This is a genomic window from Xanthomonas sp. NCPPB 901 (assembly GCF_056725085.1).
In genome coordinates this window covers 1385130-1398485 of sequence record NZ_CM161511.1, presented here as the reverse complement: position 1 = coordinate 1398485, position 13356 = coordinate 1385130, and the positions used below count along the sequence as shown (strand labels likewise).

12 protein-coding genes are annotated in these 13356 nt (G+C 72.1%); 7 read left to right on the top strand and 5 right to left on the bottom strand.

The window, feature by feature from the left end:
• Window positions 1-61: 61 nt before the first annotated feature.
• Window positions 62-1918, top strand: a complete 1857-nt coding sequence (locus AC1PME_RS05755; RefSeq protein WP_481097579.1) for a methyl-accepting chemotaxis protein — start codon at window positions 62-64, stop codon at window positions 1916-1918.
• Window positions 1919-1937: 19 nt separating this feature from the next.
• On the opposite strand, the gene AC1PME_RS05750 is transcribed toward AC1PME_RS05755, so the two are convergent.
• The 4 genes from AC1PME_RS05750 to rluD all read right to left on the bottom strand — a co-directional run bounded on the left by AC1PME_RS05750 (window position 1938) and on the right by rluD (window position 4758).
• Window positions 1938-2381 (bottom strand): thiol-disulfide oxidoreductase DCC family protein, encoded by a 444-nt coding sequence (locus AC1PME_RS05750; protein ID WP_254460702.1) that lies wholly within the window; start codon window positions 2379-2381, stop codon window positions 1938-1940.
• Window positions 2368-2910, bottom strand: coding sequence for a DUF4166 domain-containing protein (locus AC1PME_RS05745; RefSeq protein WP_254460701.1), 543 nt, complete (start codon window positions 2908-2910; stop codon window positions 2368-2370). The genes AC1PME_RS05750 and AC1PME_RS05745 overlap by 14 nt, the downstream gene beginning before the upstream one ends.
• On the bottom strand, window positions 2895-3668 hold the full coding sequence (pgeF, locus tag AC1PME_RS05740; protein WP_481097578.1) for a peptidoglycan editing factor PgeF: 774 nt from the start codon (window positions 3666-3668) through the stop codon (window positions 2895-2897). The genes AC1PME_RS05745 and pgeF overlap by 16 nt, the downstream gene beginning before the upstream one ends.
• 82 nt (window positions 3669-3750) lie before the next feature.
• Complete coding sequence (gene rluD, locus AC1PME_RS05735; RefSeq protein ID WP_254460699.1) at window positions 3751-4758, bottom strand: 23S rRNA pseudouridine(1911/1915/1917) synthase RluD; 1008 nt, start codon at window positions 4756-4758, stop codon at window positions 3751-3753.
• 115 nt (window positions 4759-4873) lie between these two features.
• Between rluD and AC1PME_RS05730 the strand changes: the two genes are divergently transcribed.
• The 4 genes from AC1PME_RS05730 (at window position 4874) to AC1PME_RS05715 (ending at window position 9240) form a co-directional block, all read left to right on the top strand.
• Window positions 4874-5749 (top strand): outer membrane protein assembly factor BamD, encoded by an 876-nt coding sequence (locus AC1PME_RS05730; RefSeq protein WP_481097577.1) that lies wholly within the window; start codon window positions 4874-4876, stop codon window positions 5747-5749.
• Window positions 5750-6009: 260 nt separating this feature from the next.
• Window positions 6010-6951: a hypothetical protein gene (locus AC1PME_RS05725; protein WP_481097576.1), complete on the top strand. Its 942-nt coding sequence runs from the start codon at window positions 6010-6012 to the stop codon at window positions 6949-6951.
• Between the two features lie 52 nt (window positions 6952-7003).
• Window positions 7004-7741 carry an ATP-binding cassette domain-containing protein gene (locus tag AC1PME_RS05720; protein ID WP_307552874.1) on the top strand — a complete coding sequence of 246 codons (738 nt, stop codon included), beginning with the start codon at window positions 7004-7006 and terminating at the stop codon, window positions 7739-7741.
• A gap of 32 nt (window positions 7742-7773) precedes the next feature.
• Window positions 7774-9240 carry an ABC transporter permease/substrate-binding protein gene (locus AC1PME_RS05715; RefSeq protein WP_481098076.1) on the top strand — a complete coding sequence of 489 codons (1467 nt, stop codon included), beginning with the start codon at window positions 7774-7776 and terminating at the stop codon, window positions 9238-9240.
• 407 nt (window positions 9241-9647) lie between these two features.
• On the opposite strand, the gene AC1PME_RS05710 is transcribed toward AC1PME_RS05715, so the two are convergent.
• Entirely contained in the window at window positions 9648-10856 is a 1209-nt protein-coding gene (locus tag AC1PME_RS05710; protein ID WP_481097575.1) for an aminotransferase class V-fold PLP-dependent enzyme, read from the bottom strand.
• A gap of 70 nt (window positions 10857-10926) precedes the next feature.
• Between AC1PME_RS05710 and egtB the strand changes: the two genes are divergently transcribed.
• Both egtB and egtD read left to right on the top strand, forming a co-directional pair.
• Window positions 10927-12216, top strand: coding sequence for an ergothioneine biosynthesis protein EgtB (gene egtB / locus AC1PME_RS05705; protein WP_481097574.1), 1290 nt, complete (start codon window positions 10927-10929; stop codon window positions 12214-12216).
• Window positions 12213-13232 (top strand): L-histidine N(alpha)-methyltransferase, encoded by a 1020-nt coding sequence (gene egtD / locus AC1PME_RS05700; protein ID WP_254460694.1) that lies wholly within the window; start codon window positions 12213-12215, stop codon window positions 13230-13232. The genes egtB and egtD overlap by 4 nt, the downstream gene beginning before the upstream one ends.
• Window positions 13233-13356: the final 124 nt, after the last annotated feature.

Genomic DNA, 13356 nt, shown 5'->3' with positions numbered 1-13356 from the left:
TACCCCGCGAGATCGCGTCGCCCCTGCGGCGTTGCCCGTTGTTTCCCAGCCGGTGCACACCATGCCCTCGCCATCCGCCGCTCGCCGCCCGTCCCTCCCCTCCCGGCTGCGCCCGCATCCGGCGCTGTTCGCCCTGGCCCAGGTGCTGGTGCTGTTGGCGCTGGCCGGCTATGCCGTGCACGTCGGCCGCACGCTCGGGCCGACCGGATCGGCGCTGCCGCGAGTGCTGCCGGCACTGCTGGCCGCCGCCGCCATTGCCGCGGCGCTGACCTGGGCCGGCAGACGCGGCGCGCCGCGCTCCCTGGACCGGGCCACCCAGGCGCTGCAGGCGCTCGGCGAAGGCCGCTTCGAGCACCGCGTGGAGCTGGCCGGCGACGCGACCGAGGTCGCCCTGCTGCGCGCGGTGCAGAACGCGCAACAGGCGCTGGCCGCACGCCAGGCGCAGACCGAGGCGGAACTAGGTCACGGCCGCTTCGTGATCCAGGCGCTGGACGATCTCGACACGATGGTGCGCATCGCCGACGACGATGGCCGCGTGCATTTCGCCAACCGCAAGCTGCTGCAGATGCTGCGCACCATCGAGCCGGACGTGCAGCGCTTCCGCCCGGAATTCCGCGCCGAACAGTTCGTCGGCGGCAGCATCGGCGACATCTACCCGGACAGCCAGGCAGCGATCGACCGCATGCGCGCGCTGACCGGCTCCAAGCGCGTGCGCGCGCCGTTCTTCGGCCGCCAGATCGACTTCGTGTACAGCCCGATCAACGGCGCCGACGGCCGCCGCCTGGGCACCATCGCGCAATGGGAGGAGGTGACCGCGCAGGTCGCCGCCGAACAGGCGCTGGCGACGGTGATCGAGGCCGCCGCGCACGGCGATTTCAGCCAGCGCATCGACACCGCGGCGATGGACGGCGTACTCCAGTCGCTGGCCGACGGCGTCAACCGCATCGCCGACGCGGTGGAGAGCAACCTGGCGGAACTGGCCGGGGCGCTGGCGGCGCTGGCCGAAGGCGACCTCACCCACCGCGTCGACGGCCAGGCGCAGGGCGTGTTCGCGCGCCTGCGCGAGGACACCAACCGCACCGTCGCCAAGCTCACCGAGATCATCGTCGGCATCCAGGATGCGGCCGAGACCATCCGCCGCGCCGCCGGGGAGATCGCCGCGGGCAACACCGACCTGTCCGACCGCACCGAACAGCAGGCGGCGAGCCTGGAGGAGACCGCCAGCTCGATGGAGGAACTGACCTCGGCGGTGAAGCAGAACGCCGACAACGCACAGCAGGCCAACGGCCTGGTGCAGAACACCGGCGAGATCGCCGGTTCCGGCGGCCAGGTGATGGACGAGGTGGTGGCGACGATGCGCGCGATCAGCGTCTCCTCGCAGCGCATCGGCGAGATCATCGGGGTCATCGACGGCATCGCCTTCCAGACCAACATCCTGGCGCTCAACGCCGCGGTGGAGGCGGCGCGCGCCGGCGAACAGGGCCGGGGCTTCGCCGTGGTCGCCGCCGAGGTGCGCTCGCTGGCGCAGCGCTCGGCCGATGCGGCCAAGGAGATCAAGGGCCTGATCGAGGCGTCCACCCGCACCGTCGGCGAAGGCGCCGCGCTGGTCAACCGCGCCGGCGCCACCATGCACGAGATCGTCGGCTCGGTGCAGCGGGTGACCGGCCTGATCGGCGAGATCAGCGCCGCCAGCGGCGAGCAGTCCAGCGGCATCGAACAGGTCAACCGCACCGTGGCGCAGCTGGACGAAGTGACCCAGCGCAATGCCGCTCTGGTCGAGGAAGCCACCGCCGCCGCGCGCAGCATGGAGGAACAGGCCGGCGGCCTGGCCACCGCCGTCGGCGTGTTCCGGCTCGACAGCGGCCGCGCTGGCGGTGCCGACAGCAAGGTGGTGCCGTTCGCGCGCGGCGCCGGCTGAGCCGGTCCGCGCGGCGCGCTCACTGCAGAAAACGCGCGCGCTGCTGCGGCTCCGGCAGGAAACACTGCGCGGTGGTGCCGAACCAGCGATGGCGATTGCGCGCCAACACACGGTAGCCGGCGTCGCGCCAGCGCCGCGGCAGCAGGCGCAGCACCGCGAGGCCGCGCCATCCCCCGCCGAGCCCGGCGATCACCGCGATCGCCGCGTCCGAGTCGGTCAAGGCGCCATGCCGGGTCAGCAGCAGGAACGACAGCGGATCGGCCGGATCCAGCCCGTGCTCGCGCAACAGCGCGCTGCCGCGCGGCGACTGCATCGCCGCGAAGCGGTAGCGGCCGCGGCGGTCATGGCGCAGCAGGAACCGCACCCAGCGGCTGCACAACGCGCAGACCCCGTCGAACACGACGATGGCCGTGTCCTCCGGCGCCGCCGGCGCCACGGCCGGCGTTGGCTCAGGCCGGCGCAAGCCAGCCCTCGTAGCGGATGAACGGACCGATCCACGGCAGCGTCACCGCGATCAGGAACGCGTAGCGGCCGTCGCGCTGGTCTTCGCGGCAGTGCACGCCGGCCAGCCAGCGCTTCGGCAGCGGCAGCACGCCGAAGGCCCAGGCCCGCGCCGCACGCCATTCGATGCCGGCGCCATCGACCCGCAGCGCGAATTCGAACACCACCGCCCCCAGGCGCTCGCGCAGCCGGCCACGGTGCTGCCACAGCCGCGAGGGCATGGCGTGCGCACCGAAGCGGCGCTCCCAGCGCTCGCCGCGGGCATCGGCGCGGAACACCACCTCCACCGGCGTCGCCGGCCCGGTGCGCGGCAGCCGCACCAGCCACGCGCACAGCGGCAGCAGCCGATGGCGGCCGCGCTGCACCGCGGCCTGGCCGACATAGCGCGACTGCGGCGACGGGGTGTGCAGCGCGCGCAGCACCGGCGGCAACTGCGCGAATGCCGGCCCCAACACCTGCGCGAACAGCGGCGCGGTCAGGGCGCGATCCACGCCAGGGTCGCCATGCGGCCGGTGCGGCGGTCGCGCCGGTAGGAGTAGAAGCGCTGCGCATCGGCGATGGTGCACAGGCCACCGCCGAAGACCTGCGCCGGGTCCATGCCGGCCGCGGCCAGGCGCTGCCGCGCCAGCGCGTACAGGTCCACCAACCAGTGTCCGGGACGGGTGGCGACGAAGGCGCTGGCCGCCGCCGGAGCGTGGCGCAGGAAGGCCTCGCGTACCTCGACGCCGATCTCGTAGCGCTGCGGCCCGGCGGCCGGCCCCAGCCAGGCCTGCAGTTGCGCCGGCGGCGTGCGCAACGCGGCCACGGTGGCCTCCAGCACGCCACCGGCCAGGCCCTGCCAGCCGGCGTGCGCGGCGCCGACCTCGCTGCCGTCGCGCGCGGCGAACACCACCGGCAGGCAGTCGGCGGTCAGGATCGCCAGCACCACGCCCGGTTCGGCGGTGACCGCGGCATCGGCGGTCGGCTCGGCGGCGATGCCGGTGCCGTGCGGCGGCCCGTCGAAGCGCAGCACCTGCACGCCATGCACCTGCCGCAGCCAGTGCGGCGGCGTCGGCAGCGCCAGCCGCGCCGCCAGTTCGTCGCGGTTGCGCTGCACCGTAGCCGGGTCGTCGCCGTCGGCGGCGCTGCGGTTGCCCAGGTTGAACCGGTCGAACGGCGGCTGCGAGGCGCCGGCGCCCTCGCGCAGTGTGGTCAGGGCGTGGATCCGCGGCGGGGCCGGCCAGTCGGCCGGCAAGGCGAAGTCGCTCATCGGCGGCACGCTCCGCCCGCCGGCGCGCGCGCCGAATCCGGCACTCCCGCCGGGGCGCCGGATGCACGCACCGCGGCCCGGCTCACCGCCGTGCCCGCTCGGCGGCGGCCTGCGCATCGGCGCGCAGGCTGGCCAGCAACTGCTGCAGGTCGGCCGGCACCGCCGCGGTGGCGCGCACCGGCTCGCCGCTGAGCGGATGCTTGAACTCCAGGGTCTCGGCGTGCAGCGCCTGGCGCTTGAAGCCGCGCAGTTCGCCGATCAGTTCCTCGCTGGCGCCCTTGGGCAGCTTCAGCGGACCGCCGTACAGCGGGTCGCCGACGATCGGGTGCTTCAGGTGCGCCATGTGCACGCGGATCTGGTGGGTGCGCCCGGTCTCCAGGCGGCACTCCAGCGCGGTGTGGGCGCGGAAGCGCTCGCGCAGCCGGTAGTGGGTGACCGCGTCGCGGCCGTCCTCGCGCACCGCCATGCGCAGGCGGTCGCGCGGGTGGCGGTCGATCGGTGCGTTGGCGGTGCCGCCGGAGACCAGCGCCCCGACCACCACCGCCAGGTATTGCCGGTGCACGTCGCGCGCGGACAGCTGCGCGACCAGCGAGGTATGCGCCTGCAGGGTCCGCGCCACCACCATGGCGCCGCTGGTGTCCTTGTCCAGGCGGTGCACGATGCCGGCGCGCGGCAGCGCCGACAGCCCCGGGTCGCGGTACAGCAAGGCATTGACCAGGGTGCCGCTGGGATTGCCGGCGCCCGGGTGCACGACCAGCCCGGCCGGCTTGTTCAGCACGATGACCTGGTCGTCCTCGTACAGCACCTCCAGCGGGATGTCCTCGGGCAGGGCGTGGGTCTGGGTGTCCAGCACCGCGTGCAGGCTGGCGATCTCGCCGCCGCGCAGCGGGTCGCGCGGCCGCGCCGGCGCGCCGTCGAGCAAGGCGTCGCCGGACTTGATCCATTCGGCCAGGCGCGAACGCGAGTATTCGGGGAACAGTTCGGCCAGCACCGCGTCGAAACGGCGGCCGGCGGCGTGGTCGGGGACGCGCGCCTGGCGCGGGCCGTCGCTGACGGCGTCCTCGGGGAGGTCCGGGGGGGTATTGGGCATGGCAGGGGCACGGCTTGGGTCGGAAAAGGGGGTCGCGGCGGCCGTAGTCAGTCGCAGGACAGGCCACTAGGCTATCATCGCCCCTTCGTATTCCTGCCCTGCCGCGCCCGAACCCATGATCCGACGCTCCGTCCCGCTGTCCGCGCACGTCCGTTTCATCGCCCTGCTGCTGGTCACGCTGGTCGTGGCGACGGGTTGCCACCGTCAGAAGAAGAACCCCGAGGAAGGCATGCCGGTGGAGCAGCTCTACCAGAAGGCGCATGCGCAGATGGAGAGCGGCAACTGGGCCGGCGCCGAGAGCAGCTTCAAGCGGCTGATCGCGCAGTACCCGTACGGCAATTACACCGAGCAGGCGATGATCGAGAGCGCCTACGCCCAGTACAAGGCCGGCAAGCACGACGACGCGGTGTCGACCATCGACCGCTTCATCCGCACCTACCCGACCCAGCGCAACATCGCCTACATGTACTACCTGCGCGGGCTGTCCAACTCCAACCGCGACACGGTGTTCCTGCGCCGGGTGTGGTCGCTGGACCCCAGCCGCCGCGACCTGTCCACTCCGCAGCAGGCCTACGCCGACTTCAACACCGTCGCCGAGCGCTACCCGAACAGCCGCTACGCCGCCGACGCGCGCGAGCGCATGATCGCCCTGCGCAACGTGTTCGCCCAGCACGAGCTGGACAACGCGCTGTACTACCTGCGCCGCGATGCCTGGGTGTCGGCCGCCTCGCGCGCCACCTACCTGCTGGAGACCTACCCGCAGAGCGCGTACCAGTACGACGCGGTGGCGGTGCTGGCCGACGCCTACACCCACCTGGGCAACAAAACCCTGGCCGCCGATGCGCGCCGCGTGCTGGAGCTCAACGACCCGCAGCATCCGTGGCTGACCGGCAACTGGCCGAAGTACCCGTGGATGATCCGCAAGCTCAACCCGTTCGCCGGCGAGAAGTCCGCCGCCACCGGGCAGTCCAATTCGCAGATACAGCGCTGATCCACCGCGCCGACACGATGTACACCGACAGGGGCCGCAAGGCCCCTGTCGCGTTCCGGGGGACACCGCCGTGTCGCTGCCCTCCCCTGCAAGAGCCGGCCGCTCCGCGCCGGCACACGGCGGCGCAACGGCACCGGGCCTGCCTGGTGCCGCGGACTGCGACGCGCGCCCCAGTCCGCGCGATTGTCGGCCAGACCGCTGCGCAGGCTTGCTAGGCTGCCGAACGCCTCCTCCGTGCCGATCCGCTGGGAACCATGCCCATGCCCATCCTGCGCCCGCTGCTGTGGTTGTTCGCCGCCGTCTTCGCCGCCGCCCTCCCGGCCGCCGCGGCACCGGCCATCGTGTACGGGGTCAATGGTCACGACGGCCGCCAGGCCTACCCGCTCAGCCAGAGCGAGGCGGTGTTCCGCCTGCTCGACCAGCGCAACCTGCGCAGCTACCGGTTCGACGTGGACCCGCGCGACTTCACCGTGCTCGACCGGTTGGTGCAGCTCTCGCGCAAGTACGACATCGCGCTGCGGCCGATGGTGTATCCGATGTCGCAGGAGATCGGCTACGCGCTGGCGCGGCGCTATGCCGGCGACATCAAGATCTGGGAGATCGGCAACGAGCAGGACCTGGATCGCGCCGCCGCCCCGGCGCGGATCGCGGCGATGACCACCATGTACCGCGGCATGAAGCAGGCCTCCGACGAGTTGGGCGCCAGCCTGCAGTTCACCATCAACATCACCGCCTGCAACAGCGACGACCATTCGGCCAACGCGCGCTGTCCCGGCGACCGCAACGGCTCGCTGTGGTTCCTGGAGCAGGCCAAGGCCGCCGGCTTCGACTTCGACCGGATCAGCTTCCACTACTACGCCTTCCACGGGGAACGCGGCTACTGGATGGACCTGTATCTCGGACAACTGCGCGCCGCCGCGCAGAAGTACGGCACCAAGGTGTACGTCAACGAGCTCAACTGCGCCGAGGTGTACACCGGCAACACCGATGGCGGCCATCCCGGCGACGGCGCCTGCTACGACAGCGTGGCGGAGCTGCTGCAGACGTTGCGCAGCGACTACGCCGACGTGGTCGCCGAGATCAATCTCTACGAACTGCTCGACCAGCCGGACCAGCAGGGCGCGGAGGCGCATTTCGGCCTGATGTACGACCTGACCCGGCCGAAACCGACCTTGGGCCTGCTGACCGACGCGGCCCGCTGAGCGGACCATGTCTTCGCGCGGCGTGGTCGCCGCCTGCGGCTATGCTGCGGCGATGTTCGAACTGCATGGTGTCACCCGCCGCTATGGCGACACGCTGGCACTGGACCGGGTCGATCTGCGCATCGCCCCGGGCCGCACCACTGCCCTGATCGGCCCCAGCGGCGCCGGCAAGTCCAGCGTGCTGCGCCTGCTGCTGGGGCTGGAATGGCCGGACGCCGGCGAAGTGCGCTTCCAGGGCGAGCCGCTGCGCCGCGCCACCCTGCTGGCGCAGCGCCGGCGCATCGGCTACGTAATCCAGGAGGGTGGGCTGTTCCCGCACCTGAGCGCGCGCGACAACGCCGCCTTGCTGGCGCGCACGCTGGGCTGGGCGCGGCCGCGCATCGCCGCGCGCCTGCACGAACTGGCGGCCTTGTGCCGGCTGCCGGAGGCGCTGCTGGCGCGTTACCCGGCCGAGCTGTCCGGCGGCCAGCGCCAGCGCGTGGGCCTGATCCGGGCGCTGTTGCTGGACCCGCCGGTGCTGCTGCTGGACGAGCCGCTGGGCGCGCTCGACCCGATCGTGCGCCACGAGTTGCAGACGCAGATGCGCGAGCTGTTCGCACTGCTCGGCAAGACCGTGGTGCTGGTGACCCACGATGTCGCCGAGGCCGCCTACCTCGGCGATACCCTGGTGCTGATGCGCGGCGGCCGCGTGCTGCAGGAAGGCAGCGCGCGCAGCCTGCTGGAGGCGCCGGCCGACCCTTTCGTGAGCCAGTTCCTGCATGCGCAGCGCACCCTGGAGGAGGCGCGGTGACGGCGCCGGGCGCGCGCTGGCGCGCGATCGCGATGGCCGCGCTGGGCGGACTGGCCACGCTGCTGGGCCTGCCGGCCGCCGCCGAAGACGCCAAGGCGGTGGTCGGCTCGAAGAACTTCACCGAAGCGGTGGTGCTGGGCGAGATCGCCGCCGGCGCCGGGCGCCAGGCCGGGGTCGAGGTCGAGCACCGGCGCCAGCTCGGCGGCACCCGCATCCTGTGGCGCGCGCTGGAGCAAGGGTCGATCGACGCCTATGCCGAGTACACCGGCACCCTGGCCGCCGAGCTGCTGCAGAAGCCGGGTGCCGACGACGCAGCCCTGCAGCGTGCGCTGGCGCAACGCGGCCTGGCGATGAGCGCGCCGCTGGGCTTCGACAACACCTATGCGTTGGGCATGCGCCGGCAACGCGCGCAGGCGCTGGGCATCGTGCGCCTGTCCGACCTGGCCGCGCATCCGACGCTGAAGTTCGGGCTGAGCAACGAGTTCGTCTCGCGCGCCGACGGCTGGCCCGGCGTGCGCGCCGCCTACGGCCTGCCGCAGACCCCCACCGGCCTGGACCACGACCTCGCCTACCGCGCGCTGGACAGCGGCGCGATCGACCTCACCGACCTGTACAGCACCGACGCCGAAATCCCGGCGCACGACCTGTTGGTGCTGCAGGACGACAAGCACTACTTCCCGCGCTACGCCGCGGTGTTCCTGTACCGCGCCGACCTGGCGCAGCGCGCGCCACGTTTCGTGCAGGCGCTGCAGGGACTGGGCGGGCGCATCGACGCGGCGACCATGCAACGGCTCAACGCCGAAGCCAAGCTCGACAAGCGCGCCGAGAGCGCGATCGCCGCGGACTGGCTGGGCATCGCCGCGCCGGCCCAGGACGGGCGCCTGCAGCGGCTGCTGCAGCGTACCCGCGAGCACCTGGCGCTGGTCGGGCTGTCGTTGGGCCTGGCCCTGCTGGTGGCGCTGCCGCTGGGCATCCTGGCCGCGCACCGGCCCCGGCTGGGCCAGGCGGTGCTGGCACTGACCGGCGTGCTGCAGACGCTGCCGTCGCTGGCGGTGTTCGTGTTCATGATCCCGCTGTTCGGCATCGGCGCCAAACCGGCGATCGCCGCGCTGTTCCTGTACAGCCTGCTGCCGATCGTGCGCAACACGCATGCCGGGCTCACCGGCATCGCCCGCGAGCTGCGCGAGACCGCCGCCGCGCTCGGCCTGCCGCCGGGCACCCGGCTATGGCGGATCGAACTGCCGCTGGCGCTGCGCACCATCCTCGCCGGCATCAAGACCGCGGCGGTGATCAACGTCGGCACCGCGACCCTGGGCGCGCTGATCGGCGCCGGCGGCTATGGCCAGCCGATTCTCACCGGCATCCGCCTGGACGATCTCGGCCTGATCCTGGAAGGCGCGGTGCCGGCCGCGCTGCTGGCACTGCTGGTGCAGGGCCTGTTCGAACTGTTGGAGCGGGTGCTGACCCCGCGCGGGTTGCGCCTGGCCGCGCGGCGGTGAAGCCGCCGCCACACGTCTGGCGGCGCGCGTTCGGCCAACCATCCGGCAACGGCAGGCAGCCTCGCGGACGGAGCGTTTGGTCGCGACAGCATGCGGCTGTGTCCGCTTGTCGGGGCTGAAGCCCCTTCCACACTCCGCGTGGAGCACCTCTACCGATCCGCTCTCGCCACACCGCACCGGACACAGATTCCGCTGTAGAAGCGGCTTCAGCCGCGACAGGCGTCCCCGGTGCCGCCCGTCGCGGCTGAAGCCGCTCCTACGGGACGCTTCCCGCACTGCCTGCGTCACGGCGCACGACATCACACACGCCGACGGCTGCCGCGAACGACGCCAACGCCACCACGCCGTCAGCGAGATTTCCGTCGCGCAGGAAACCCCGAACGCAAACGCCGCACGCGTCGCCCTCTTCAGGCACGCGCCACAGCCAGCATCTCCTGCGCCAGGCCGCGCATCGCCTCCGGCGTCAATTGCAGGTACGGCGCAATGCGCAAGGCGCCGTGCCGATGCGTGCAGACGACCTGCGCGTGCTGCAGCCACCGCAGCAACGCCGGCATCGTCGACGCCGGTGGATGCAACGCGTAAACGTGCGGCGCGTGCCCGGGCGCGATCCAGTCGCCCGCCCCCAGCGTCCGCAGTTCCGCGTCGAACGCGGCGCCGAGTTCGCCAAGCCGCTGCGCGATGCGTGCCGGCTGCCACTGCTGCAACTGCTGCAGCGCCGCGTCGGCCATTGCCAGACGCAGCGGATCGGCGACGCCGCCGGCATCGAAGCGGCGCGCGCCGCTGCGGTAGGGCGGCGGCGCTTCGGCCGGAAACTGCCAGTCGCCGCCCGGGTCGCGCGCCTGCCAGTGCTGCTCGAACGGCACGCCGTGCGCGCGCCAGTGCGGCGACGCCCACAACCACGCCAGCCCCATCGGCCCGAGCAGCCACTTGTGCCCGACCGAGACCACGAAGTCCGGCCGCCAGGCGTCCAGCCGCACCGGCAGCACGCCCAGGCTCTGGCTCAGGTCCAGCACCAGCATCGCGCCGGCCGCATGCACCCGCGGCGCGATGCGGTCCAGATCCAGCAGGCGGCCATCGCGCCAGTAGGCATTGGGCAGGGTCGCCACGCGCACGCGCGGTTGCGCGTCGAGCGTGGCCAGCACCGCGTCGGTCCAGTCCTGGCCCGGCGCCGGCCGCACCACCGCAAGGTGTGCGCCGCTCTCGGCACAACGTTGCTGCCAGGCCAGCAGGTTGGACGGGAACTGGCCGTCGAGCAGCAGCACCGCATCGCCCGGCGCCAACGGCACCTGCCGCGCCGCGATGGCCAGGCCGTAGGCGGCCGACGGCACCATCGCCACGCCTTCGCTGTCGCCGCCGAACAAGGTGTCCGCCGCCAGCGCACGCAAGCCCTCGATCTGCGCGCGCCAGGCATCGAAGGACAGCGTCCACGGCGTGATCGACGCGGCCAGCGCCGCCTGCCCGGCGGCCAGTACCCGATGCAGGCGCGGCCCCTTGCTGGCGGTGTCCAGGTAGCGCACCCCGGCCGGCAACGCGAACGCATCCGCCGCGGCGTCGAGGTCGACCAGCTCCCCGGCGGAAGCCGTGTTGGCGTCGGGGTGTAAGGCGGTCGTAGACATGTGCCTAGGGTAACGCCGCGGACCGCGACGCGTGACGGTCCGTTCACGCCGGACCGCTAAGACTGGGTCGATGCAAGCGATCTCTCCGGCGTCACCGCCCTCGCCCATCGCGTCCGCTGCGACGCTGGCGGACCGCCTGCGCCGCGTGCGCGCCCGCAGCCGTCATCTCGCCGCGCCATTGAGCGAAGAAGACGCGATGGTGCAGAGCATGGACGACGCCAGTCCGGCCAAATGGCACCTGGCGCACACCACCTGGTTCTTCGAGCGTTTCGTGCTCGGCGCCGATCCGGCGTACCGCGCACGCGATCCGCAATGGGACTACCTGTTCAACAGCTACTACCAGAGCATCGGCCCGGCGCACGCGCGCCCGCACCGCGGCCTGCTGTCGCGGCCATCGCTGGCGCAGGTGCTGGACTACCGCACGGAGATCGAAACGCGCGTGCTGGCGCAGGTGCAGGCCGGCACCCTGGCGCCGCAGACGCTGCAGATCCTGGAGCTGGGCCTGCAGCACGAGCAGCAGCACCAGGAACTGCTGCTGACCGACATCAAGCACGCGTTCTGGCGCAATCCGCTGGGCCCGGCGTATCGCACCGACCTGGCGACGCAGCGCGCGCCGGCGTCCGCGCTGCGCTGGCTGCAGCGCGACGAGCAGATCAGCGAGATCGGTGCCGCACCGTGGCCGGCGCATGCCGGCTTCGCCTACGACAACGAATCGCCGCGGCATCGCGTGCTGGTGCCGGCGCATGCGCTGGCCAGCCGCCCGGTGAGCAATGCCGAGTACGCCGAGTTCATCGCCGACGGCGGCTACCGCTCGGTCGGCCTGTGGCTCAGCGACGGCTGGGCGCGACGCTGCGCCGAGGACTGGCAACGCCCGCTGTACTGGCATGCCGATGGCGTGCGCGAATTCACCCTCGGCGGCTGGCGCGAACGCGATCCGCATGCGCCGGTGTGCCATCTCAGCCTGTTCGAGGCCGATGCCTACGCGCGCTGGGCAGGCGCGCGCCTGCCGACCGAAGCGGAGTGGGAACAGGCGGCCACCGGCGTCGCCATCGCCGGCAACTTCGTCGAGACCGATGCGCTGCACCCGCAGCCGGCGGCGCCGGCCGATGCCGGCCTGCAACAGCTGTTCGGCGACGTCTGGGAATGGACCGGCAGCGCCTACCTGCCCTACCCCGGCTTCCGTCCGTGGTCGGGCACGCTGGGCGAATACAACGGCAAGTTCATGAACGCGCAATGGGTGTTGCGCGGCGGCAGTTGCGCCACGCCGCACGATCACCTGCGCGCCAGCTACCGCAATTTCTTCCCCTCCGATGCGCGGTGGCAGTTCGCCGGCGTGCGCCTGGCCAAGGATCCCGCATGAATGCCGCAACCGCCCGTGCCCTGACCGAAGCCGCCCTCACCGACCTGCATCCGCAGGCCGACGACATCGCCGCCGACGCGATCGCCGGGCTGTCGCGCAGCCCCAAGCAATTGCCGTCCAAGTATTTCTACGACGCCGAAGGCTCGCGCCTGTTCGAGGCGATCACCCGCCAGCCCGAGTACTACCTGACCCGCACCGAGCTGGACCTGCTGGAAGCACGCATGCCGTCGATCGCGCAGGCGGTGGGCACGGGCGCGCACGTGGTCGAGCTGGGCAGCGGCAGCGGGCGCAAGACCCAGTTGCTGCTGGATGGGCTGCGCATGCCGGTGGCCTACACGCCCATCGAGATTTCCCGCGACATGCTGATGTCCAGCACCACGCGGCTGGCCGAGCGCTTCCCGCACATCCAGATGCTGCCGGTGTGCGCCGACTTCACCGCGCCGGTGGCGTTGCCGGCGCCGCAGCGCGGCGCACGCCGCACCCTGGTGTTCTTCCCCGGCTCGACCCTGGGCAACTTCACCCGCGAGGACGGCATCGCCCTGCTGCGCTCGATGCGCCAGACCATGGGCGCGGACGGCTGCGCGCTGATCGGCATCGACCTGGTCAAGGACACGGCGCTGCTGGAGGCGGCCTACAACGACGCCGCCGGGGTCACCGCCGCGTTCACCCTGAACCTGCTGCGCCGGCTCAACCGCGAGATCGGCAGCGACTTCGACCTGGCGCAGTTCCGCCATCGGGCCGTCTATTCCGAGGCGCGCCAGCGCATCGAGACCTTCCTGGTCAGCCAGTGCGCGCAGCAGGTGCACGTGGCCGGGCAGCGCTTCGATTTCGCCGACGGCGAAGCGATGCAGGTCGAGTACAGCCACAAGTACACCGACCAGAACTTCGCGGCGATGGCCGCCGAGGCCGGCTTGCGGGTCAGCCATGGCTGGAACGCGCAGGACGATGCGTTCGGACTGCGGTTGCTGCAGAGCGGGGACACAGTGCCCGGGGCCAGGGACCCGGAAAAGTCGTAATCCTGCAAGGTGCGGGACGCCATGATGGTGTCCGCAGCAAAATCGCTATCAAGCGATTTTTTGTGGGAGGGGCTTCAGCCCCGACAGGCTTTCCCGGGAAAGCCCGTCGGGACTGAAGTCCCTC

Bases quoted from the DNA above. Each gene is read 5' to 3' on its own strand.
- AC1PME_RS05755 (WP_481097579.1), top strand. From the start codon at position 62: ATGCCCTCGCCATCCGCCGCTCGCCGCCCGTCCCTCCCCTCCCGGCTG.
- pgeF (WP_481097578.1), bottom strand. From the start codon at position 3,668: ATGAGCGACTTCGCCTTGCCGGCCGACTGGCCGGCCCCGCCGCGGATC.
- AC1PME_RS05730 (WP_481097577.1), top strand. From the start codon at position 4,874: ATGATCCGACGCTCCGTCCCGCTGTCCGCGCACGTCCGTTTCATCGCC.
- AC1PME_RS05715 (WP_481098076.1), top strand. From the start codon at position 7,774: ATGGCCGCGCTGGGCGGACTGGCCACGCTGCTGGGCCTGCCGGCCGCC.
- rluD (WP_254460699.1), bottom strand. From the start codon at position 4,758: ATGCCCAATACCCCCCCGGACCTCCCCGAGGACGCCGTCAGCGACGGC.
- AC1PME_RS05720 (WP_307552874.1), top strand. From the start codon at position 7,004: ATGTTCGAACTGCATGGTGTCACCCGCCGCTATGGCGACACGCTGGCA.
- egtB (WP_481097574.1), top strand. From the start codon at position 10,927: ATGCAAGCGATCTCTCCGGCGTCACCGCCCTCGCCCATCGCGTCCGCT.
- egtD (WP_254460694.1), top strand. From the start codon at position 12,213: ATGAATGCCGCAACCGCCCGTGCCCTGACCGAAGCCGCCCTCACCGAC.
- AC1PME_RS05710 (WP_481097575.1), bottom strand. From the start codon at position 10,856: ATGTCTACGACCGCCTTACACCCCGACGCCAACACGGCTTCCGCCGGG.
- AC1PME_RS05725 (WP_481097576.1), top strand. From the start codon at position 6,010: ATGCCCATCCTGCGCCCGCTGCTGTGGTTGTTCGCCGCCGTCTTCGCC.